23 protein-coding genes, 1 tRNA gene and 1 pseudogene are annotated in these 22,657 nt (G+C 38.0%); 7 read left to right on the plus strand and 18 right to left on the minus strand.

Annotated elements, in window-relative coordinates:
- Positions 1-49: 49 nt before the first annotated feature.
- From purK to ppiB, 4 genes are all read right to left on the minus strand, one after another.
- Positions 50-1,117: a 5-(carboxyamino)imidazole ribonucleotide synthase gene (gene purK / locus AACV00_RS13645; RefSeq protein WP_004244253.1), complete on the minus strand. Its 1,068-nt coding sequence runs from the start codon at positions 1,115-1,117 to the stop codon at positions 50-52.
- Positions 1,114-1,635: a 5-(carboxyamino)imidazole ribonucleotide mutase gene (purE, locus tag AACV00_RS13650; protein ID WP_012368268.1), complete on the minus strand. Its 522-nt coding sequence runs from the start codon at positions 1,633-1,635 to the stop codon at positions 1,114-1,116. Before purE ends, purK begins: the two co-directional genes overlap by 4 nt.
- 132 nt (positions 1,636-1,767) lie before the next feature.
- Positions 1,768-2,490: a UDP-2,3-diacylglucosamine diphosphatase gene (locus AACV00_RS13655; RefSeq protein ID WP_049210156.1), complete on the minus strand. Its 723-nt coding sequence runs from the start codon at positions 2,488-2,490 to the stop codon at positions 1,768-1,770.
- 12 nt (positions 2,491-2,502) lie between these two features.
- Positions 2,503-2,997 carry a peptidylprolyl isomerase B gene (ppiB, locus tag AACV00_RS13660; protein WP_004244249.1) on the minus strand — a complete coding sequence of 165 codons (495 nt, stop codon included), beginning with the start codon at positions 2,995-2,997 and terminating at the stop codon, positions 2,503-2,505.
- A 391-nt stretch (positions 2,998-3,388) separates the two neighbouring features.
- On the opposite strand from ppiB, the gene cysS reads away from it, so the two are divergent.
- Positions 3,389-4,780, plus strand: a complete 1,392-nt coding sequence (gene cysS, locus AACV00_RS13665; RefSeq protein WP_004244247.1) for a cysteine--tRNA ligase — start codon at positions 3,389-3,391, stop codon at positions 4,778-4,780.
- Positions 4,781-4,845: 65 nt separating this feature from the next.
- Here the strand turns inward: cysS and fruK are convergent, their stop codons facing one another.
- The 3 genes from fruK to folD form a co-directional block, all read right to left on the minus strand.
- Positions 4,846-5,787, minus strand: coding sequence for a 1-phosphofructokinase (gene fruK, locus AACV00_RS13670; protein ID WP_004244246.1), 942 nt, complete (start codon positions 5,785-5,787; stop codon positions 4,846-4,848).
- Positions 5,788-6,423: 636 nt separating this feature from the next.
- Entirely contained in the window at positions 6,424-6,636 is a 213-nt protein-coding gene (gene ybcJ, locus AACV00_RS13675; RefSeq protein ID WP_004244244.1) for a ribosome-associated protein YbcJ, read from the minus strand.
- Between the two features lie 3 nt (positions 6,637-6,639).
- Positions 6,640-7,512: a bifunctional methylenetetrahydrofolate dehydrogenase/methenyltetrahydrofolate cyclohydrolase FolD gene (gene folD, locus AACV00_RS13680; protein ID WP_004244243.1), complete on the minus strand. Its 873-nt coding sequence runs from the start codon at positions 7,510-7,512 to the stop codon at positions 6,640-6,642.
- 190 nt (positions 7,513-7,702) lie between these two features.
- Between folD and AACV00_RS13685 the strand changes: the two genes are divergently transcribed.
- Positions 7,703-7,779: transfer RNA gene (locus AACV00_RS13685), tRNA-Arg, on the plus strand.
- 74 nt (positions 7,780-7,853) lie between these two features.
- On the opposite strand, the gene AACV00_RS13690 is transcribed toward AACV00_RS13685, so the two are convergent.
- Positions 7,854-7,997 carry an AlpA family phage regulatory protein gene (locus AACV00_RS13690; RefSeq protein WP_065429004.1) on the minus strand — a complete coding sequence of 48 codons (144 nt, stop codon included), beginning with the start codon at positions 7,995-7,997 and terminating at the stop codon, positions 7,854-7,856.
- Between the two features lie 5 nt (positions 7,998-8,002).
- Between AACV00_RS13690 and AACV00_RS17650 the strand changes: the two genes are divergently transcribed.
- Positions 8,003-8,179, plus strand: coding sequence for a phage tail fiber protein (locus tag AACV00_RS17650; RefSeq protein ID WP_442956595.1), 177 nt, complete (start codon positions 8,003-8,005; stop codon positions 8,177-8,179).
- A gap of 86 nt (positions 8,180-8,265) precedes the next feature.
- Here the strand turns inward: AACV00_RS17650 and AACV00_RS17655 are convergent.
- Positions 8,266-8,337 (minus strand): annotated as a pseudogene (locus AACV00_RS17655) (fimbrial protein); the annotation flags it as partial.
- Positions 8,338-8,725: 388 nt separating this feature from the next.
- Here AACV00_RS17655 and AACV00_RS13695 point away from each other — a divergent pair.
- Positions 8,726-9,397 carry a DUF7424 family protein gene (locus AACV00_RS13695; RefSeq protein ID WP_004244239.1) on the plus strand — a complete coding sequence of 224 codons (672 nt, stop codon included), beginning with the start codon at positions 8,726-8,728 and terminating at the stop codon, positions 9,395-9,397.
- Between the two features lie 190 nt (positions 9,398-9,587).
- On the opposite strand, the gene AACV00_RS13700 is transcribed toward AACV00_RS13695, so the two are convergent.
- Both AACV00_RS13700 and AACV00_RS13705 read right to left on the minus strand, forming a co-directional pair.
- Positions 9,588-10,214, minus strand: a complete 627-nt coding sequence (locus AACV00_RS13700) for a GrpB family protein (RefSeq protein WP_049199628.1) — start codon at positions 10,212-10,214, stop codon at positions 9,588-9,590.
- Positions 10,215-10,368: 154 nt separating this feature from the next.
- Positions 10,369-11,079, minus strand: coding sequence for a fimbrial protein (locus AACV00_RS13705; RefSeq protein WP_004244233.1), 711 nt, complete (start codon positions 11,077-11,079; stop codon positions 10,369-10,371).
- A gap of 431 nt (positions 11,080-11,510) precedes the next feature.
- On the opposite strand from AACV00_RS13705, the gene AACV00_RS13710 reads away from it, so the two are divergent.
- Complete coding sequence (locus AACV00_RS13710; protein WP_113977017.1) at positions 11,511-11,846, plus strand: metalloregulator ArsR/SmtB family transcription factor; 336 nt, start codon at positions 11,511-11,513, stop codon at positions 11,844-11,846.
- Between the two features lie 75 nt (positions 11,847-11,921).
- Positions 11,922-13,211 carry an arsenic transporter gene (locus AACV00_RS13715; RefSeq protein ID WP_049213200.1) on the plus strand — a complete coding sequence of 430 codons (1,290 nt, stop codon included), beginning with the start codon at positions 11,922-11,924 and terminating at the stop codon, positions 13,209-13,211.
- Positions 13,212-13,341: 130 nt separating this feature from the next.
- Here the strand turns inward: AACV00_RS13715 and AACV00_RS13720 are convergent, their stop codons facing one another.
- Positions 13,342-14,229: a PhzF family phenazine biosynthesis protein gene (locus tag AACV00_RS13720; RefSeq protein WP_110706545.1), complete on the minus strand. Its 888-nt coding sequence runs from the start codon at positions 14,227-14,229 to the stop codon at positions 13,342-13,344.
- A 604-nt stretch (positions 14,230-14,833) separates the two neighbouring features.
- Here AACV00_RS13720 and AACV00_RS13725 point away from each other — a divergent pair.
- Complete coding sequence (locus AACV00_RS13725) at positions 14,834-16,249, plus strand: NAD(P)/FAD-dependent oxidoreductase (RefSeq protein WP_004248621.1); 1,416 nt, start codon at positions 14,834-14,836, stop codon at positions 16,247-16,249.
- Positions 16,250-16,337: 88 nt separating this feature from the next.
- On the opposite strand, the gene AACV00_RS13730 is transcribed toward AACV00_RS13725, so the two are convergent.
- The 6 genes from AACV00_RS13730 to AACV00_RS13755 all read right to left on the minus strand — a co-directional run bounded on the left by AACV00_RS13730 (position 16,338) and on the right by AACV00_RS13755 (position 22,620).
- Positions 16,338-16,919 carry a DJ-1/PfpI family protein gene (locus AACV00_RS13730; protein ID WP_004244223.1) on the minus strand — a complete coding sequence of 194 codons (582 nt, stop codon included), beginning with the start codon at positions 16,917-16,919 and terminating at the stop codon, positions 16,338-16,340.
- A 5-nt stretch (positions 16,920-16,924) separates the two neighbouring features.
- Positions 16,925-17,563, minus strand: a complete 639-nt coding sequence (locus AACV00_RS13735) for a bifunctional 4-hydroxy-2-oxoglutarate aldolase/2-dehydro-3-deoxy-phosphogluconate aldolase (RefSeq protein ID WP_004244222.1) — start codon at positions 17,561-17,563, stop codon at positions 16,925-16,927.
- Entirely contained in the window at positions 17,544-18,515 is a 972-nt protein-coding gene (locus AACV00_RS13740; protein WP_004248619.1) for a sugar kinase, read from the minus strand. Before AACV00_RS13740 ends, AACV00_RS13735 begins: the two co-directional genes overlap by 20 nt.
- Positions 18,512-19,366 carry a tagatose bisphosphate family class II aldolase gene (locus AACV00_RS13745; protein ID WP_004248618.1) on the minus strand — a complete coding sequence of 285 codons (855 nt, stop codon included), beginning with the start codon at positions 19,364-19,366 and terminating at the stop codon, positions 18,512-18,514. Before AACV00_RS13745 ends, AACV00_RS13740 begins: the two co-directional genes overlap by 4 nt.
- Before the next feature lie 114 nt (positions 19,367-19,480).
- Entirely contained in the window at positions 19,481-20,956 is a 1,476-nt protein-coding gene (locus AACV00_RS13750) for a DUF2264 domain-containing protein (protein WP_004244217.1), read from the minus strand.
- A gap of 53 nt (positions 20,957-21,009) precedes the next feature.
- A complete protein-coding gene (locus AACV00_RS13755) occupies positions 21,010-22,620 on the minus strand; it encodes a sulfatase family protein (protein ID WP_036895490.1) in 1,611 nt (536 codons plus the stop codon).
- Positions 22,621-22,657 lie beyond the last annotated feature (37 nt).

A 22,657-nucleotide genomic window follows, 5' to 3' on the forward strand; every position in this document is an offset into this window, starting at 1 on the left:
GGCCAGTACATTTAAAGGCTATTATTCTCTAACTTTCTGAGTCGGACTGCTAGCTTAATTTTTCTAGCGCCCATTTAATCGGATATTGGTAGGCTTCATCGAGCAGGGGACTTAATGCACTTAAGGTCTTTTGCAGAGCTTGATGGTTATTATGTACTAAGTTGAGATGCCCTACTTTGCGGGCTGGACGCACTTCTTTTTCATACCAATGTAGATGAACTAAAGGTAATGATAGCCATTTGGTGTCGATCTCCGTTCCAATAAGATTAACCATTACCGCCGATTGGCAAACATTAGGTTTGGGCATCGGTAAATCAAGAATAGCACGTAAGTGAAGTTCAAACTGGCTAATAGAAGCACCATTTTGTGTCCAGTGACCACTGTTGTGGACGCGAGGTGCGAGTTCATTAATCAGTAATTTATCACCGACAATAAAGCATTCCATGGCCATTACACCGATATAATTTAGTTTATTGAGGATCTTGCTAAGCATATCCTCTGCTAATTGTTGTAATGCCTCGGGAGGATTTGGTAGCGCAACACTCATGCGTAAAATGCCATCTTGATGAAGATTGTGAGTGAGTGGATAAAAAACACAATCCCCCTGACGATTTCTTGCACCAACTAAAGAGACTTCTCCAGAGAAAGGAATACCTTGTTCGACAATACATTCACCATATATTTCGGCTGGTAATTGTTGTTCGTCACCTGGGTGTATCCGCCATTGACCTCGTCCGTCGTAACCACCAACACGGCGTTTAACGATAATAAACTCCCCTAGCTGATTGAATAGCTCAGGCCATTGCTCAGCCGAAGTTAATGGTTGCCAAGGTGCCGTCGCTAAATGAAGCTCATCAAGGAGTTGTTTTTGTGGTAAGCGATCTGCGAGTAATGGAAAAATATCTCGGTTAATAAAGTTAGCATGGTGCTCTAACTCATTGGTTAATGCGGTTTCCGGCCAACGTTCAATTTCTGCGGTAATAATACTCTTTTGATAAGGTACCGCTTCGGGTTCAGCATCAAGCCCCACGGGATATACCGCAATACCTAATGGCTCACCCGCTTGACGTAACATTCGACCTAACTGTCCATTACCAAGAACACAAACCGGCTTCATAGCGCCTCCCTTGGATCAGGGTGATTAAGGACTTCTTGTGTCTGTGTTGCTCGCCATTGTGTTAATGCATTAAAAATATCAGCAGAGTGTAATGCTAAAATTTGTGCGGCGAGTAGCGCGGCATTAGCAGCCCCCGCTTTACCAATAGCCAGTGTGCCAACGGGAATACCTTTCGGCATTTGTACAATAGAATAAAGGCTATCAACACCACTTAATGCAGCACTTTGTACAGGAACCCCTAATACAGGAACTAAGGTTTTGGCTGCCAACATCCCCGGTAAATGTGCAGCACCGCCAGCACCCGCAATAATCACGTCAAAACCATTCTCTTTGGCCTGTTCTGCGAAACGAAATAATTTATCCGGTGTTCGGTGTGCGGAAACAATTTCAACATGGTAAGGAAGTTGTAACGTGTCTAGGACTTCTGCGGCATGACACATTGTCGCCCAGTCACTTTTCGAACCCATCACAATGGCGATACGAGGGGATGAGGTATTGAGACCAACTTGAGAAGACATTACTTAACTGCTCCTGTAAGCATAAACGGATATAGCCAGAGAAACTGAGCATGATAGTATCACGCTAATACGTCAAGGAAAACGTTTGCGTAAAGAAAAATATGCTACAATAGCCGAAAAAGTATCATCTATTTAAAATGGAAATTGGATCAGTTCGATTTTATCTGAGGTGACTTTAAACATTGAGCCTTCCGTATGCCAAGCTCCTAATACACCTCGATAATGTGGTTTCCCATCAATGTCGACGGTGTGGATCGCGGGTCGATGAGTATGACCGTGGATCATCCATTGGGTATTAAATTGTTTAAAGGTATTGATAACGGCTTGAGCATTAACGTCCATTATCGCTTCAGATTTGTATTGGTTGCTACTTTGACTACGAGAGCGCATTTTTTTAGCAATACGTAATCGAATGGTCAGAGGAAGGAGTAGGAATAAGCGTTGAATAAACTTATTGTGGACTTTTTTACGATAGCGTTGATAGGCTTCATCATCGGTGCAAAGCGTATCACCATGTAAGATTAAAATGCGATGTTGCTCTATCTCAAGCACTTTTTCTTGTGGTAGCAGTGTCATTCCGCTCTCTTTTGCAAAGCGAGAGCCGATTAAGAAATCGCGGTTACCATGAATAAAATAGCAGGGCACTCCCGCATTTTTTAATGCCATTAATGCTTGGGCTATGCGCTGATGTAGTGGATTAGGATCATCATCACCAATCCAAAAATCAAAGAAATCGCCCAAAATATAAAGTGCATTTGCGTGGATCGCTTGCTCTTGTAAAAAGCGAAGAAAACCGGCAGTAATTGCCGGTTCGTGCTCACTTAAATGCAGATCTGCAATAAACAGGGTGCACATAAAAAGCGCTACTTATTCGCTAACAGTAACACTGTTAATGATAATATCTTCACGAGGAACATCTTGGTGGAAACCACTGCGACCAGTAGAAACGGCTTTGATTTTGTCTACAACATCCATCCCTTCAACAACTTCAGCAAATACACAATATCCCCAACCATTGGCATTTTCTGCACGGAAGTTTAAGAAGTCGTTATCTGCTACGTTGATAAAGAATTGTGCTGTTGCAGAATGTGGATCGTTGGTACGAGCCATCGCTAATGTACCACGATTATTGGCAAGACCGTTGTTTGCTTCGTTTCTTACCGGGGCTTTAGTTTCTTTTTGCTTCATACCAGGTTCAAAACCACCACCTTGGATCATAAAACCATTAATAACACGGTGGAAGATAGTGTTATCGTAGAACCCTTCTTTACAGTAATCTAAAAAATTTTCTACGGTTGCAGGTGCTTTATCTGCAAATGTTTTAATCACGATATCGCCGTAATTGGTATGAAAAGTAACCATATTCAGATCCTAGTATAATTTTAGTTTTACCCAGATGTGGGCTGAAACAATAGACCGTTTTTTTATACCACAGTTACCTTATTTAGTCAGTATTCATCTTTTGTTCATGGCGACTTTCAGGCTAAAAAGCGCGAAAATAGTAATAGAAAACATTTTTCGCCAATTATTTCACCAATAAACTCAATTTGGCGCCTTACTGTTAACGATTGAACAGTGAAAATAAACGCAGAGCAGAGTAATATAAGAGACTATTAATTGGATTACCTTTGAGTTTAGGCATTAAAACCCTTATAAAGGTAATGTTATGTGGTTATTTTTATCGCTGTAGTCGTTATTTTATATACATAAATACGTAATCAACACGTACAGTTAAAAATGGGAACGTCCTCTGATGCTAAAGATTTTTAATACTCTTACTCGACAAAAAGAAGAATTTAAACCTATCCATAAAGGAAAAATAGGTATGTACGTGTGTGGCATCACTATTTATGATTTATGTCATATTGGTCATGGACGTACATTTGTGGCATTTGATGCCATAACCCGCTATTTACGTTATTTAGGGTATGATGTGAATTATGTGCGCAATGTCACCGATGTGGATGATAAAATCATCAAGCGTGCGATTGAAAATAATGAAACTTGCGAACAATTAACGACACGTATGTTAGCGGAAATGCATAAAGATTTTGATGCATTGAATATCTTACGCCCTGATTCAGAGCCACGAGCCACACATCATATTGCAGAAATTATTGCTCTTACCGAGACATTAATTAAACGTGGTCATGCTTATGTAGCAGAAAATGGTGATGTGATGTTTGCCATTGATACCGATCCGGATTATGGCTTGCTTTCTCGTCAAGATTTAGAGCAACTACAAGCAGGGGCTCGGGTTGAAGTCGCTAACGTAAAACGCAATCCTATGGATTTCGTGCTTTGGAAAATGTCAAAACCCGGTGAACCAAGTTGGACATCACCATGGGGAGAAGGGCGACCAGGCTGGCATATTGAATGTTCAGCCATGAATGGTAAAGAATTAGGTCATCATTTTGATATTCATGGCGGTGGTTCAGATTTAATGTTCCCGCATCATGAAAATGAAATTGCACAATCAACCTGCGCTCATGATGGTCCTTATGTTAATTATTGGATGCATTCCGGTATGGTGATGGTAGACAAAGAAAAAATGTCTAAATCACTGAATAACTTTTTTACTATTCGTGATGTTCTTGCCTATTACGATGCTGAAACGGTACGTTATTTCTTATTATCAGGACACTATCGTAGCCAACTAAATTATACCGAAGAGAACTTAAAACAGGCGCGTACCGCATTAGAGCGTTTATATACTTCTTTACGTGGCACTGATGCAAATGCTCAACCTGCTGGTGGTGAAGCGTTCGAAGCGCAGTTTATTGAAGCAATGAACGATGATTTCAATACACCAGAAGCCTATTCTGTGTTATTTGATTTAGCCCGCGAAGTGAATCGCTTAAAAACCGTCAATATGGAGGCGGCTAATGGTTTAGCAGCGGTGTTGCGTAAATTGGCCAAAGTATTAGGCCTATTAGAGCAACAACCAGAACACTTCTTACAAAGTGGTGCGCAAGCAGACGATGCTGATGAAGTAGAAAAAATTGAAGCGTTAATTCAACAACGTAATGATGCTCGTAAGAATAAAGATTGGGCAGCTGCGGATGCCGCTCGTGATGCTTTAACAGCAATGGGGATTGTATTAGAAGATGGCCCACAAGGTACAACATGGCGTCGTAATAGCTAATATTGCTACCTATTGATAAAGCAATAAAGTCAAAAATATCGGGTAATTATTATCCGATATTTTTTTTAGATTTTTAGTGGCGTTAATTCAACTTCGGTCATCATTCTTGCCAATTGTTCTCGATCAGTTATTCCAACATTAGTTTGACTGACGGCAAGAGCTGAAATTGCTGTAGCAAGACGTAAGGTATGTTCACTGGTTTGCCTCATCATCAAACCATAAATCAACCCACCTACCATAGAGTCACCGGCACCTACCGTGCTGACCACATCACATTTAGGCGGTTTTGCCATCCACGCACCAGAGGCGTTAACCCACATAGCGCCTTGTTCACCTAACGAGATAACAACATGAGCAATACCTTGCTGGCGTAATTCATGGGCAGCTTGTACTACGTCAGAGAGTTCAGGTAAGGGTCTACCTGCCCAAATTTCTAGTTCATGATGATTGGGTTTTACTAACCAAGGTAACGCTTTTAACCCCGCGACAAATGCTTCTCTGCTACTATCAAAAATAAGGCACATACATTCGCTACGTAGTCGCTTCATCCAAGCAGTAAAATCATTTAAATCAATACTTGGTGGTACACTTCCACTGACACAAATCATATCAAATTGACCCGCCCAGCTGAGTGTGTCATTTACAAAACGAGTCCAATCTTGTTTAGTGATTTCAAACCCTGAAAAGTTAAAATCAGTTACTTTACCGCTGGGTTCAGTGAGTTTGACATTGATACGTGTGCGACCTTCAACCATTTGGAAGCGATTAGCAATCCCGGCTTCACTAAACTCTTTTTGAAAGCCATCTTGATTCTCTTTACCTAAAAAACCGCCAACAGTGACATCAATACCAAGGCTTTTTAATACTTTGGCTACATTGATACCTTTACCGGCAGCATGAAATCCCGCCGTTGTTACTCGGTTAACTTCACCCAATTCAATAGGGGTACTTAATCCTACAAGATCATAAGCAGGATTTAATGTAATGGTAGCGACTCGACGTCTCATGCTTGTACCTTACCTGTAGTAAAATCATAGGTATCACTTTTCTGTTGCAAGAAAAGCAGAGAGACACCTTGGATTGGTAGGTTAAACATAAGAACTCCTATTAGATTAAGGATCAAATACAACATAAAAATTAAAAATAACGCTTCATACTTTATTATCAGGCTGAATCGTTTCAAACTATAATGTCTAATTTAGTATAAACAATGTTCTTTTGCCTAATAAAACAAAGGAAAAGTTAGATCTAAATCACGTTTTAGCATATTAAAGCGATTATTAATACGTAAAAATCATCCAACGGAATAAGGTTGCTGAAATTCTTACTACTAGCAGACTAAGTATTATTTATATAAAAAATAATAGGTTATGTAATCAATATTTAACTTATTCTTTATCAAAGCGTTAATGTGCTGAAGCGAGATAAAGTATTATCACTGATATGAATAGCAAAAATAATAACCTACTATTATTATCTTAAATTGATGCAATTAAATCAATTTAAAATCAATGGATTAGTCCACTAATTTTACAGGCTCAAATAAAAGCTCGAAAAATAGCGTGTTTAGTAAAAAAAGGGTAGAAAGATAAAAAAAGCGTTACTAAAGAGTAACGCTTGAGTAACGAGTATGATTAGCTGAACTAGTTGCTGACAGTGACAGCAAACTCACCGAGTGTGACGACTTTACCGGCAGTAATTTTACAGCGTTTACGTGTTTCTACTTCACCATCAACGCAAACGAGGCCTTCAGCAATAATATTTTTTGCAGCGGCTCCGCTTTCTGTCCAACCTTGGAGTTTTAATAGATCACACAGTTCTACATAGGGGTGACCATCTAATTGAAATGTTTCCATTGATTAATTATTTCCTATATCAGGATCGTGATATTCTTCGCAGGCTTGCAACGTATTTTGAATCAAAGTCGCTACAGTCATTGGACCTACACCACCCGGAACAGGAGAGATCCACCCCGCGCGTTGAGAGGCTTGTGCGAAATCAACATCACCAACCACTTTACCGTTTTCAAGGCGATTAATACCGACATCAATGACAATAGCGCCAGGTTTTATCCATTCACCAGGAATAAAGTTAGGTTTACCAACTGCCACAACCACCAAATCAGCATGTTCAACATGAAAACGTAAGTCTTTAGTAAAACGATGAGTGACAGTCGTTGTACAGCCTGCAAGCAGTAGCTCTAAACTCATTGGGCGACCAACAATATTTGAAGCACCAATAATTACCGCATTTAAGCCATTCATTGGAATATTGCAACGCTCTAAGAGTGTGACAATACCACGAGGGGTGCAAGGACGTAGCTTAGGTGCACGTTGGCACAACCGACCAATATTGTAAGGATGGAAGCCATCAACATCTTTATCAGGATGAATACGTTCTAATACTTTGACGTTATCAATTCCCGCAGGTAAAGGGAGCTGCACTAAAATACCATCAATAGTATTATCTTCATTTAGAGTATCAATGAGATTGAGTAAATCTGCTTCACTTGTAGTATCCGGTAGATCGTAAGAGCGAGAGATAAATCCTACCTCATCACAAGCTTTACGTTTACTAGCAACATAGATTTGCGATGCAGGGTTATCACCGACTAAAATAACCGCTAAACCCGGTGCACGTTTTCCTATCTTAATACGTTGTTTTACTTTTTCTGCCACTTCACTTCTGATGGTCTGCGCAATCGTTTTCCCATCTATAATTCTTGCTGACATCTATACATCCAAATTATTCAATTATGGTATTGCTCTATTTTGTCAGATCATAAGCAATCTGTCAGTTGATTACTTACCATATTTTAACCATCTAGTTTGATTTTGTGGAAAAATCGTTGACTCTCAGAATGTTGAAAGTATAATTCACACCCGTTATCAGCATAAATGCTAACGTCTATTTCCCCTCTAGGCGCCCTTAGCTCAGTTGGATAGAGCAACGGCCTTCTAAGCCGTAGGTCACAGGTTCGAATCCTGTAGGGCGTACCATTTAAAATCAACACCTTATGCGATTTTTAAAAAATCTGCGAGATATGCGGGTCAAGTAACAGGTCAAGTTAGCATTACCATTTTTCGCTTCTAACCCACTCTTCATAGACATGTTCAGGCCAACCTAAAAATGTACCGCCTTTCGTTTTTTGTGGTCTTGGAAACTCCTTTCTCTTTGCATACATTCTCCATAACGTAGTTTTACTTTTCTCTGTCAATTAAATTGGGCTGTGTTGATAACAGTATTGAAACGCCACTTGACGTTAATAAACAGTCACTTATTTGGAACGACTCTGCAGTTATAGAGGACGGTTCTATTCTCGTGAAAATGCGTGAGATAGAAGAAGCACAGAAAGCGGAAAAAATGCAGTCAGAAAGAAGAGGAAGAAAGCTAAGATAGCATAAATAACATTCATTCATATTAATATAAAAAGATAATCACAATATAATAAATCTTTATATTGTGATTATCAATTATTCTAAAAATTAGACACCAAAGTTAAAAGTGAGAACAGCCTCCCCGATAAAATCTAAACCATTAGATAAATCTATTCCTTTTTAGAGGATAAATAACAAAGCAATATTATATAATACACCTTCTGTTTATTTATTTAATGTTAAAAGAATATGTATTTTTAATATGTCTAATTAAGACTTTCTTAAAGTGAGTTTATTTTACTATCCGATATTCTTTAAAAGAAAGAATTAAAAATAGAGTGTTAACTTAGATGTGGTAAGTGTGGGTTTTATATTGATTAAATAAGACGTGTAATTAGATACTCTTATTTTGATGGTTTTATATTGCCATATAAATATAATTAAATTAACAAAATTTAGAACACTTATCTTTAATAAAATCCTCTTCTTTATTTTTTGCTTGCTATAAGCCCTTGTGATGGTTAAATAGAATTGTAAATTTTTGTTTAATTATCATAAGGGCTTTTTGATGAAAAAAATATTTATGGTTGCCGTTATATCTTCCTTATTAGTTGGCTGTAAGGTTGATTTAGAAACGAAAATAAATACAGATAACTTATTGTCTAGTGAGCAAAATATTGTTAAAGGAGATATTAATTTCGAAGTCTCTTCATGTAATGATTTTGAAGACTCAAGGAAAGAGTCTAAATCATTGATAGAATTAAAAAATAAAGTTCCTGAGATTTTCAGAGATGCGGAATATGTTGAATGTTATAAGCAAAAACTTAATTCATTCGCCCATTTCTCAATACCTGTTGGTGTTGGCAAGGTTGAAGACGGCCAAAACACTGTTGATACGGATCTAATGGTCTTCTCTTACAAAGAGATATTGGCGGGGGTTTATGCTTCAGAAGGGGTAATTAAAAGGATCAAGCAAGCAGAAAAAAATTCACATCAAAAGATGGATTTTAGTATCAGCATTATTCTTATGCCCGGTAACGTGAAAATGGATAAGGTAGTTGCGTTAGGCGTGACATTTACAGGAGATACATCTAAAAATGATCCAGTATTAATAAGCAGAATTAAATTTGGCAATAAACCACTGACTTTTAAATTATCAGATGTGTCAGTAAACCAATTAATGCAATACGGTATGGTTCCATTCTTAGTAACTCCTGAATATTTCACACTATATAAGTAACAGATATATCATCATATTAAAGCCCTTTAACGGTGAGTTGGGGCTTAATTATGATGAGTAAATAGTTAGTCATTGACAAGTTGGCATTGGAATTAAAATAGTTTTTGGACACCTTAGAAAACCCATAAAGACGGTCTAAAAAATTGATATACAGAACATCAATAACGCACTGTGCACTGATAACGGGTTATTAGTCGCCAATCAATGAGGTAAAAATCTTCTGATAAATTGTACGTACAAGGCTCTGTTTTTTCAGGTTATAATCTTGAGTCGTCTTTACATTATGCTTAGCAAGCTGTTTAATCGCCGCATAATTGGCTAAATCATCAGGATGTGTAGTTAACCATTGCTTGAATAATAGGTGGCGCCAATGTTCGGGACAATTTTTTCCAAATACATGTAAGTTAACCATCGGATTACTCAGTTTAAGCATACGGTGCTGATACCATGAAGGCTCACGAATAATGAGTTCATAGCCCAATGCTTCTAATTGAGGAATATAAGATGATTCATCTTTAGGATTTTCTATAATTAAATCGATATCGATTATTGGCTTAGCAGCCAATCCTGCAACCGCAGTAGATCCTATGTGCTCAATTGATAATGCTATATCTGACAATGCATTCTGAATTAACGATTTTTGTTCATTAAATTGTATAAGCCAATTAGGATTATGGGGGACAATTTCAATGTGTATTTGGGCCGGTTTCCCTTTAACCCAAGGGTTTTCCGTCGGATCACCTTCTTCAAAAGTGCAAATATCCATTTTTTGTTGTGGTGTAAATTGATCTTTAAACATGACAATATCTAATCCCATAAAATATCAAAATTAACATGTTAGGTAATGATGTTACTATTATCACTTTTACCTAAGAGCTGTAAATCGATAGTTTATTAATATTGACATAAAAAGATAATCACAATACAAAAATTAATTTCATTATATTGTGATTATCAATTATTTTTTAGGTTTAGACACCAAAGTTAAAAGTGAGAACAGCCTCGCCGATAAAATCTAATCCGTTAGAAATATCTATGCCTTTTTTATTTAATGAATCTTTAGATAAAATAAATGCAGAAGATGCTTTCCCTGCTGAAATGCTGGTAGAAAAAATCTGACCTGGCATTAAATCTAAACTATTTTTATCTACATTTTCTTGTTGTTTTGTCGTCCAACCATTAGTGACTTCTTTAACTATAACAGTTTTATTATCTGAAAAACCTACCGTTGCATCATTTGCCCGGCTAATAAATGCGGGTTTTCCGTCTACAGTCACATTGTACCAAACGAATAGTATTCCCCCCACGGAAGTGTCTACCTGGTCTTTATTAACCAGGTGAAATATCCCACTAGCTTTAGTTTTACTGGTTTGATCAAGATCAAGCTGACTGTTTACATAAGTATCAGTGGCTTTAAATGTAAGATAAGTGTTTGCATCGCATTCAATAGTGACGTTAGTCGAGGTTGTATTATGAGGATATATATAATTTGATGATTTAGGGATCAACGATGGACTAATTTTACCTAAATCAAAAATAACATCACTTTGTGTTGCGCCATTAATAGTACAAGTTGGTGGTTTGATATCACCATTGATTTTCAAATTAGCGATAGGCGTTTTAGCCAATACTGGCGTTGATATTACAGTCAGCATAACAAGACTGAGTAATGTTTTTTTCATATAATTATTCCTTTTTATAAAGTAGACAACAAACTAATATACATATGATACACCTTTTATTTATTTAATTAATAATGAGTAAGTATATATTTCTAATTTCTCTAATTAAGACTTTCTTAATTTGATGTTATTTTAATAGTAGATTTCATTTAAATAATTTAAGTTGGGCTTTTTATTTTTAATAGGTTGGATGTGGCAGTGAAATTATGATAAATAACGTATCTTATTTTGATTTTCTTATTTGAACTCTATGATCTTCCTGTCAACATTTAATTAAATTAATAATTCATTTAAATAGAACTCAATAATAAGTATTTATTATAGGCATAATAGATAGCGACATTATGCCACAATAATGTATAACTCATATATGATTTGACGTATGTGTTTTGTGGGGGTATTTTTAAGCTAAAGATCGTAAAGGGGGATACATGAAACCATTACAACTGTTTAAAATTTTAGGTGATCAAACCAGACTAGATATCGTATTGCTTTTAAAAGCATCTGGTGAGCTATGTGTTTGTGATATCTATACTGCCTTAAATTTATCGCAACCCAAGACATCTCGACACTTAGCTATGCTGAGAGAGTCGGGTCTTTTGCTCGATTCGAAGCAAGGCAAATGGGTTCATTATCGATTATCTCCTGCATTATTGCCGTGGGTGAAAAGTATCATTGATATAACTTACACCACAGAGAAAAATAGAGTTGCAGATTTACTCAAGATCTTAGAGAAAAAAGAGTCTGGTCATCGTTGTTCTGTGTAAAAAATTTAACTAAATATATTCGAAAAAACATATATGATTGGGTGTGTGTGAATGCACCTTTTAAACGAGGTTGTTATGTTTGTTGCTGCATTAATTTTTGTTTTAACGATCACCTTGGTTATCTGGCAGCCGAAAGGGTTGGGTATTGGTTGGAGTGCAACGGCCGGCGCTATATTGGCACTCCTTTTTGGTGTGATCAGTTTTCAAGATATTCCGACTGTTTGGAACATTGTGTGGAATGCCACAGCGACATTTGTTGCAGTAATTATTATTAGCCTACTTTTAGATGAAAGTGGCTTTTTTGAATGGGCGGCATTACATGTTGCCAAGTGGGGGGGTGGGAAAGGAAGATTACTATTCAGTTATATCGTGCTACTTGGTGCAATGGTTGCTGCTTTATTTGCTAATGATGGTGCAGCATTGATACTAACGCCTATTGTGATTGCGATGTTACTTGCACTTGGTTTCAACAAAGGTACGACATTAGCCTTTGTTATGGCTGCCGGGTTTATCGCAGACACAGCGAGCTTGCCGCTGATTGTTTCGAACCTCGTGAATATCGTTTCTGCGGACTTCTTTAATATTGGATTTACTGAATATGCATCAATTATGGTGCCAGTCGATATTGCGGGAATTGTTGCAACGCTTGTGATGCTACATTGGTTTTTCCGTAAAGATATTCCTAACCAATATGATGTTAAAAAACTGAGTGAGCCAGCTTTAGCCATTAAGGATATGACTACGTTTAAAGCAGGTTGGCTTGTATTGTTGTTATTGCTCATTGGTTTTTTTATTTTAGAGCCATTAGGCATTCCTGTTAGTGCAATAGCGGCAATTGGCGCTTTAATTCTTTGGGTAATTGCAGCCAAAGGCCGTACGATTAATACTAAAAAAGTGTTGCGTGGCGCACCGTGGCAAATCGTCATTTTCTCTTTAGGTATGTACTTGGTTGTTTATGGTTTAAGAAATGCAGGATTAACTGATTATCTTTCTGAAATACTTAATTACCTTGCTGATAAAGGGTTATGGATAGCAACAATTGGTACGGGATTTATTACCGCCTTTTTATCATCAATAATGAATAATATGCCAACGGTATTAATTGGTGCTCTATCCATTGAAGGAAGTGACGCGACAGGGGTAATTCAACAAGCGATGATTTATGCCAATGTGATTGGTGCTGATTTGGGGCCAAAAATTACACCAATAGGTAGCTTGGCAACATTATTGTGGCTACATGTTTTATCACAAAAAAATATGACGATCACATGGGGATATTATTTCAAAACAGGGATCATCATGACTATCCCTGTGCTCATTGTCACACTCGTTGCTTTAGTGCTTCGGCTTTCACTGTTTAATTAAGAGCAACACAGTGACTATCACCTGTTAAATTGTGACGTTTTGCTCTATCAACTTGTTTTGATTCGTAATAGTGGCGTTGCCAAATGATAAATAATCATCGGTTCAACGCCACTTATTAAATATAGTATTTTTAGATCTCAATTATTTTTGTACCAATCAATGTCGCTTTTCCACCAACTTGAACGCGAGTGACGTTTTTTGCTGTCGAATCAATAAATACGTCAATTAAAGAAGAGCATTGCATTGCTCTACCTTGTTCGAACAAAAATTGCCTTTTGTTTGGCAAAAGGTGATGAACAAGATAACACCCTAAAGCACCGCTCGAGCTACCTGTGGCTGATTCTTCGTTAATGCCATAGCGTGGTGCAAAGTTTCGGCAGTGGGCAGTAATATTTTGATCATGACTAAGTTCAAAGATATGAAAGCCGATAGTATCAAATTTATGGCTTAAAGCAGCGATAGCTTGATAGTCAGGCTGTAAGGCATCTAAATAGCCAAATTGTACGGGAACAAAAATATCGTTTAATCCTGTTGAGACAATCTCTATTGGTAAATCTGTCTTTTCTATCACTTCAGGTAGAATGCCCAGCGCCTTTGCGACATCGTTAACACAAGGCCCCTTACGGGTAATAGGAAGCGTTTGTTCCATCACAATATTATCGTGATTAATGGTAACGGTTAAAATTCCTGCCTTGGTTTTTTGGCTATAATCGCCAGGTTTGAGTAACTTAAGCGATGACAGAGTGAAAAAAACCGCTAATGTTGCATGCCCACAAAAATCAACTTCTCCTTCAGCAGTAAAAAAATCTACTTTAAAATCAGTGTCATCACCCGAATAGACAAATGCCGTTTCAGAAAATCCAACTTGTTGAGCAATGGCGATTTTTTGTTCTGTCGTTAGCTTGGGAGGATTGAGGACGACTCCGGCAGGGTTGCCACCGCAATGATCACGAGTAAATGAGTTTACCAAGTATACCTTGATACTGTTTTTCATTGATTGTGCGACTTGATTTTGCATTTACTCACCGTGTTTGAGGCTAACCGATTGATTTATAGTTGTTAAATAATGGGATAGCAGTACTTAATAGATAATTAATTTTGATGATGGGTAGGGCGTTATTTCTTAAGCAATTTGAATTATATAAATATCTAGTCTGAAAGAACAACACACTATTGAAATAAGCATCAATACGCATCTCTAAAATAGAGGAAAAGATTAACATTATTCCAACGTTATTTAGTTGCCCGAATATTCTTTGATCAAAAAGTGCGTTAATAGATGAAATTATATTAACACCGCTATGATAAAAATCGTCATGATAATAGCTTTTTTAGTGAAAAATTTTGTATCAATGGTTATTTTTCTATCAGTTATTATGAACTTGATTTATATAAACCTAATGAAAATATTAACTTTTTTATTAAAAAAAATATTTCAATCCAATAATGCTTTAAATATTAGTATCTTAAATCAATTGATTACATTTTGAATATATTAGCTCATCTATATACTATTCACCAAAAAAATAATCACAACTAGTTTACTATTGCGTTACAAATAGAATAAAATGCCGTGATTATATAATGATAATTATTCACTGCATGAAAGGAATTGTTTCGAAATGGCAATAAGTAGAAGAAAATTTATTCTTGGTGGCACAGTGGTTGCTGTTGCTGCAGGCGCTGGGATTTTAACACCTATGTTAACGCGAGAAGGGCGTTTTGTTCCTGGTACGCCGAGACATGGTTTTGTTGAGGGAACTGGCGGTCCATTACCGAAACAAGATGATGTTGTTGTAATTGGTGCGGGTATTTTAGGTATCATGACCGCGATTAACCTGGCTGAGCGTGGTTTATCTGTCACTATCGTTGAAAAAGGAAATATTGCCGGCGAACAATCATCGCGATTCTATGGTCAAGCTATTAGCTATAAAATGCCAGATGAAACCTTCTTATTACATCACCTCGGGAAGCACCGCTGGCGTGAAATGAACGCTAAAGTTGGTATTGATACCACTTATCGTACACAAGGTCGTGTAGAAGTTCCTTTAGATGAAGAAGATTTAGAAAACGTAAGAAAATGGATTGATGCTAAAAGCAAAGATGTTGGCTCAGACATTCCATTTAGAACAAAAATGATTGAAGGCGCTGAGTTAAAACAACGTTTACGTGGCGCTACCACTGATTGGAAAATTGCTGGTTTCGAAGAAGACTCAGGAAGCTTTGATCCTGAAGTTGCGACTTTTGTGATGGCAGAATATGCCAAAAAAATGGGTATCAAAATTTTCACCAACTGTGCAGCCCGTGGTTTAGAAACGCAAGCTGGTGTTATTTCTGATGTTGTAACAGAAAAAGGACCAATTAAAACCTCTCGTGTTGTTGTCGCCGGTGGTGTTTGGTCACGTTTATTTATGCAGAACCTAAATGTTGATGTACCAACATTACCTGCTTATCAATCACAGCAATTAATTAGCGCAGCACCAAATGCGCCAGGTGGAAACGTTGCTTTACCCGGCGGAATTTTCTTCCGTGAACAAGCGGATGGAACGTATGCAACTTCTCCTCGTGTCATTGTTGCTCCGGTAGTAAAAGAATCATTTACTTACGGCTATAAATATTTACCTCTGCTGGCTTTACCTGATTTCCCAGTACATATTTCGTTAAATGAGCAGTTGATTAATTCCTTTATGCAATCAACACATTGGGATCTTAATGAAGAGTCGCCATTTGAAAAATATCGTGATATGACCGCTCTGCCTGATCTGCCAGAATTAAATGCCTCACTGGAAAAACTGAAAAAAGAGTTCCCAGCATTTAAAGAATCAACGTTAATTGATCAGTGGAGTGGTGCGATGGCGATTGCACCAGATGAAAACCCAATTATCTCTGATGTTAAAGAGTATCCAGGCCTAGTTATTAATACTGCAACAGGTTGGGGAATGACCGAAAGCCCTGTATCAGCAGAAATTACAGCAGATTTATTATTAGGCAAAAAACCTGTATTAGATGCCAAACCATTTAGTCTGTATCGTTTCTAACTCTTTTTTTTGATAAGAAATGAAAGCCCTCTAATAAACCGCTCTGTTATTAACGGCGGTTTAAAAAGAGGGCTTAGTTATTTAATATTTAGTCAAGGTAAGACAACGGCCAATGTTTAAAGTAAATGTGATTAGCTTGCCAATCTACTTTTTCTACATTGTCACTGAGCAAATATTTAGCTACCGTAAAAGCAAATTCAAAGCTAACACCTAATCCTTTGGCACTGATAAATTTCCCATCAACAACAACATCTTGGTCAAGATAATGACCATCATCATATTTATCAGCAAGTTTATCACCAGTGCTGTAATAACGACCTTCAAGAAGATGATGTGCTGCTAATACTTTTGCACCGGAAGAGCATAGAGCACAAATGTATTTGTCTTGTGCAATATGGCGTTTAATAAAATCAATCACGAGTGAATTTGCACATAGACGATCTGTACCTTTAGGGCCACCCGGCATCATTACTGCGTCATAACTGTGTGTGAATTTTTCGGTTAATAGGTAATCAGCACTGATCTTAGTGTTAAAATAGGTGTTTAATACCAGTGTATCCATGCAAGAAAGTACATCTACATGAATATCAAGGCGACGCATGATATCAATAAAAACAACCGCTTCACCTTCTTCAAAACCATCAGCCAATAAAACGGCAACCTGTTTCATTTTGTTTATCCTTTATTCTTAAGTAATGAATGGATATTTTGAATATTGCGAGCAATAGTCTGTTTGTCTTGATTATCAATTGCCTCAGTAGTAGCAATCCAACTGCCACCACATGCGATAACTTGCCCGATAGCGAGGTAATCACTAACATTGTTTAGACTAATTCCTCCAGTAGGCATAAATTGAACTTGAGAGTAAGGTGCCGCCATTGCTTTTAGCATTTTTACTCCACCAGAAGCTTCTGCTGGGAAAAATTTTAGCAAGGTTAAACCCCGCTCAAGAGCAACTTCAATTTGGCTTGGGTTATTTATTCCAGGCACAATATCAATGCCATTATGAAGGCAATAATCGACGGTTTTTGGATTATAACCGGGAGAAATAACAAAGCTTGCACCCGCTTCTTTTGCTATATCAGCTTGTTGCGCTGTTAATACGGTACCCGCACAAAGAATAAGCTCAGGAAAGTGTTCTCTCATCAGCTTTATTGCTTTGGCGGCTGCTGGAGTACGAAAGGTAATTTCAGCAATAGGTAATTGATTTTGGGTTAGTATTTCACCCAGCCAAATTGCATCTTCGGCGCGATTAATTTGGATCACGGGGATCACTTTCAGTACTGAAAGTGTATCAACAATTGACTGTCTCATGGTTATCCTTGATGAGTGAATAGAATGAATCAGTGATGTTATGGGGAATAATGGCGCCATGATGTTGGATAACTAATCCTGCTAATGTATTTCCCCATAAACAACATGTAGGCAAAGGGTAGTTTTGTAGCCATGCAGCAATAAAACCAGCATTAAAAGAATCCCCGGCTGCTGTAGTGTCTATGACATGCTGTATCGGTTTGGGGCAGATATAACCGGTATTTTCACCATCAGACCAGAAAGCCCCTTTTGCTCCTAGTTTAACAATGACGTTTTTATTGCCCCATTGATGAAGGCGTTCGACAATTTTTTGCTCAGTAAGGCTGGGTTGTTGCCAGAGAGCTTGTTCATCATCTCCGGTGACTAAAGCGATATCACTGAGTCGATATAGTTTTTCGAACCACTCTTGCGCATGAGGTATTAGATCCCATAAACGAGGCCGAAAGTTTGAATCGACAATTAAGGTGAGCCCTCGCTGTTTAAGGCGGATTAATTGCGTGATTAACGCTTCTTTTCCTTTCGGCGTTAAAATGGCCAGTGAAATACCACTAAGATAGATAACACTATCGTCGGGCAAGGTATCTAGATGTGTTGCAAAACGGTTGTCCGTTGCAATATAACGTGCAGCGGCATCACTACGCCAATAATGGAAGCTACGCTCACCACAAGTATCAATTTCAATGGCATATAAACCGGGAAGTTTTTCGGGAATGGTGATCACTGACTGGCAGTTGATCCCCTCTTTTTCCCATGCTTTTTGCATTAAGGCACTGTAATTATCAGTGCCTAAACCTGTTATATATTGCGGATGTAATGTAGGAATGAGGCGCGCTAAATACAGTGCTGTATTTAATGTATCGCCCCCAAAACGCTGTTGTTGTGGCAAAAAAGGTTGGCCACTTAGCTCTATCATACATTCGCCAATAATGGCGACAGTTCTATTTATTTTCACAGTTTCCCATCACTTTTACAGACGCGAATTTTATCTGCAACCACCGCTTTCATCGCCGCTTTACCTGGCACTAGATAATGGCGAGGATCACTGGCATCAGGATTATCTAAAAAGTACTGCTTAATTGCGTTAGAGAAAGCAATTTTAAGTTCGGTTGCTACGTTAACTTTGCAAATACCTAAGTCGATACAATGACGTACATCAGTATCAGGAATACCTGACGCGCCATGTAGTACTAAAGGGATCTCTGTTTTTTGGCGGATGGCATGTAGACGATCAAAATCAAGATGTGGTTCATGTTTATACATACCATGTGCTGTACCAATCGCCACCGCTAATGAGTCAATTCCTGTGGCTTTGATAAATTGTACTGCTGAATCAGGATCGGTAAATAGCGCATCTTTCGCATCAACGATTAAATCATCTTCTTGCCCACCAAGACGACCTAATTCAGCTTCTACGGTGCAATCCCAATAATGGCAGAAATTGACGACCTCTTTAACCAGGCGAATGTTTTCTTCAAAAGGAAAATGAGAAGCATCGATCATGGCTGATCGCACCCCCGAAATCACCTTATTGCAAATATCAGGAATATTTTCATGATGATCTAAATGTAGTGCTACTGGGATGCGATATTGCTCAGCCGCTTGCTGGCAAATCGAAATTAAATAATCACTACCAGCATAAGCAAACGTGCTAGGTGTGCCTGCTAAGATCACAGGTGATGCCATTTCAGCCGCAGTTTCCATTACCACTTGGATAGTTTCCAAGTTATGAATGTTAAAAGCGGGCACAGCATAGTTTTCATGCTGTGCTTTATTGAGCATATTACGAGTAGAAACCAGATACATGTTTGCCTCTCATCTTTCGTTTAATTACGATTAATAATAAACGAAAGAAATAGAAAGGTAAAAGATCTAAATCACATTTTTATTCCCTTCGCACCGAAAGCAAATGAAAGTAAGTCAGAAGAAATGTGTCATTTTAGAACTGTAACTGGTGACTCCTTTGCGTAATAGGTTGTTTTTAGGGCGTCTTGATTGTCCAATTACAGTTTCTGTGATTTTTTGTACTCGCGTTTGTTTTTCTAAACGGCGAGTTAAAGGTGATTGTTGTTGTGTATAATCCTCTCGAAAAATAACACTGACTTCTTGTGTTGCTTTCACCCCGATAATTGATGCTTGGATAGCGGGTATTTCGAAACGAAAGTCATTTTTTTCGATAGGTAAAGGAAGTGATGGTGCTTGCCATAAATTAATACGATCAGCACAATAAAGAGCGATAATGACAGCCCGTAATGACCAAAAAGAGCTTGCTGGACCACTGTAATTATCAACTAAACGAGCATCATGATTAAATAGCCCTTGAGTGGGAGCGCCATTTTTGAGTGCACCTTGAGAAATAAAATAACGTAAGCTGCTTTCAAAAGCCCGTTTAGCCTCTCCAACTTTGACAAAAGGGCATTGTAAATCAACGCCTGCGAGTAATGGCGCAGAAACAGCAAGACGATAACAAGCACTACGACCAAAAAAAGGAATACCTTTTGGGGTGATAAAATAAAGGTAGTGTTGATTAAAATTATTCAGGGATTGAGTAATAAAATCATGATCAAATTGTGGATCAATTTGCGCTAGCCAATAAAGAGAATAATAAAACCCCCACGCATTGTAGTAATCATAATTACCTTTTGCCCCATCACGAAACCATCCATCACCGACATAAAATTCTTTTAATCTTTCATAACGCCAATGGGCAATGGTATCTTTACCTGTCAGTGCTTTAATAACAAATTGGACGGTTAGTGGAAAAAAATGCCAGTTATTATCAACAATTTCGCAGTGATTAACTTGTTCAAACCAGTTAATTATTTGCTGTTTGATCTCCGAAGATAACGTATCCCAAACCCATTCACGGCTGATCCAAAGAGTAAGAGCGAGATCAGATGCCTCACAAATTCGTTGATCGTAATTTTCAAGTTTTCCCCAATAGCCTTTATGAAGAGGATCTGTTCCATGAATAAAGCTTTGTTTTATCATTGAAGGTAAATGGTAAATTTGCTGGTTTAAACCTAGTAATGTGCTTTTTTTGCTATTTACTGTCCATGCGGCAAGTAAAGGAAGTACTCGACTGACCCCTTCTAGCGCATCGGTTCTGACGGTTTGTTGACCAGGACTACCGGGGTAATAGGCATGGGAATAACCCCAAACCTGATAGTGATGAAAAGCTTCTGTAATATACTGAGTAAGTCTTTCACAGAGCGAAAAAAGAGAGTGTGTCTCATCCTTAAAAAAATCAGCAATAGCATTATCATGACGGTGATAAGCCGATTTTCTGACTAATCGCCGGATTATGTTTTCTTTAAATAAGCGTTGATAAATTTTTACATCAGGGTGCTCATAAGGCAGTTTAGGCCGTGGTTTAGATGCAATTTCAATAACCATTTTCGTATCTCAGAAAAAAGACGCATCCTTGCGAAACAAAACGGAAGTTGAGTTTAAGGTTTGGCTGAATCTACTAGTATTTGATAGTGATCTTGCCCCCAAATAACAGGTTTAGGTTTATCTTTGATCCACTGGTAATACGCATTTTTTAGTTCAGCCACTTTTTGTGGATTTTGTTTTGCCAAATCGATTGATTCGCTAGGATCGGTGTTATCGTTAAAAAGCTGTGGTTGATTTTTACCATCATCATAAAAATAGAGCGCCCATTCACCATCACGCACTGCCCAAGCACCTTTAGACAGTTTCTCTAAGTTAGGGTTTACTGGAGGCGTTTGACGTTGATAGGTGATCCATTGGTGATAACCATGCCAAAACTCTTGGTTTTCTTCACTATAATGCTTAGTGCCGGGGCCAGCCCAATACAGATAAGCATGAGGCGAACGCGTTGTTTCACCTTTAAGCAATGGCATAATGTTTTTACCTTCTACTTGCAGGCTATCAGGAATTTGAATATCAGCGACTTGTAACGCGGTTGGCAAAATATCAAGTGCGGAGATCATCGCATCGCTTTTTGTTCCCGCGGGAATAGTTCCGGGTTGATAAGCAATAAAAGGTACTCTAACTCCACCATTAAACATCTGACCCTTAAAGCCTCTATCCATGGCATTCATGGGCATGGGGGATTCATTAACTGCACCATTATCAGATAAGAAAAAAATTAATGTATTTTCTAGCTCACCATTTTCTTTTAATTTCGCAATGATTTGTCCAATACCTTCATCTGCTGCATTTAAGGCGGCAAAATATTTATCTGCCTCCACATTCCCTGTATCAAATTTATCCATATACTTAGCAGGAGATGCTTGCTCTAACGGTATGTGTGGAACACTATAAGAAAGATTGATAAAAAAAGGTTTATCTTTATGTTCATCAATAAATTTTAGTGTTTCATCCGTTAATAGATGGGTGGTGTAACCCGGAGCAGGAACATTGACACCATTACGCCAAAATGCAGGCGAATTCCATAAGGCAACACCTGATGCATAATAACTAAAGGCGTAATCAAAGCCCCGCTCATGAGGAGCATAACCCGCTTCAGGGGTTGAGATCATATTGTCGTGATAATCACGGGTTTGTTTATTTTCATTTATTTTCGGTTTACGGATAACTTTTGCATTATGCCATTTACCAATGCTGGCAGTGGCATAGCCATTTTCTTGGAAAAGTGAAGGTAACAATTTGATATCTTGGGGTATACCTAAAATGGCATCATCATTGCTGTAAGTACCAAAACTGGCGGGCGAGCGTCCTGTAAAGATACCTGCACGAGAAGGGCCACAAACGGGATGAGCTACAAATGCATTAGTCATTTTTGCACCGTTTTCTGCCATATCACTGACATTAGGCATCGCAATACGTGCGGCTTCTATCATTTTATTGATATCACCTTTATAACGAGGAGGTGTTGGTCGCTGAGCTAACGCATCTACATCTAAGGTATCCAGTACAAAATCAAGTTGTCCTGTGCCTAAATCATCCATTACGATTAACAGTACATTCGGTTTTTCAGGTGTGCCACCAGCATGGGCTGATATTGGAAGGCTTAAACATGACGTGGCAATGATCCCCGCGAGTATGCTTTTTTTAACAAAAGGTAAGGTCACAGATTGTCTCCAAAATAAATAAAATGAAATAAAATAA

This window comes from Proteus sp. G3927, from assembly GCF_963894685.1.
GTDB lineage: Bacteria > Pseudomonadota > Gammaproteobacteria > Enterobacterales > Enterobacteriaceae > Proteus > Proteus mirabilis.